This is a genomic window from Streptomyces fulvoviolaceus (genome assembly GCF_000718165.1).
GTDB lineage: Bacteria > Actinomycetota > Actinomycetes > Streptomycetales > Streptomycetaceae > Streptomyces > Streptomyces fulvoviolaceus.
Window position 1 is genome coordinate 1 of sequence record NZ_JOEY01000214.1, and the last position, 268, is coordinate 268.

Genomic DNA, 268 nt, shown 5'->3' on the forward strand with positions numbered 1-268 from the left:
CGGTGAGGTCGTAGAAGAAGCGGCGCGGGTTCCCGGTCGGGTTGCCGTGGGTGTCGAGGCGCCAGGCGGCGAGGTGGTCGGCGTTCATGTCGACGCCGATCACACCGTGCGTGAGGGCGGCGGCGATCGGGGTGGTCCGGGAGACCGGGATCTGCCAGGAGGCGGTCAGATACCAGCGCCCCCGTGCCGTGTCGTAGTGGATGCGGTAGGCGACCGACCGGTTCGCCTCCACCCGGTCCGCCCACTCGGGCCCGCGGTGCGGGAAGGT

The 268-nt window shown here is 72.0% G+C and carries 1 pseudogene; it reads right to left on the reverse strand.

Going from position 1 to position 268, the window contains the following annotated elements:
• Window positions 1-268, reverse strand: a pseudogene (locus tag IG08_RS0153580) (IS200/IS605 family accessory protein TnpB-related protein); the annotation flags it as partial.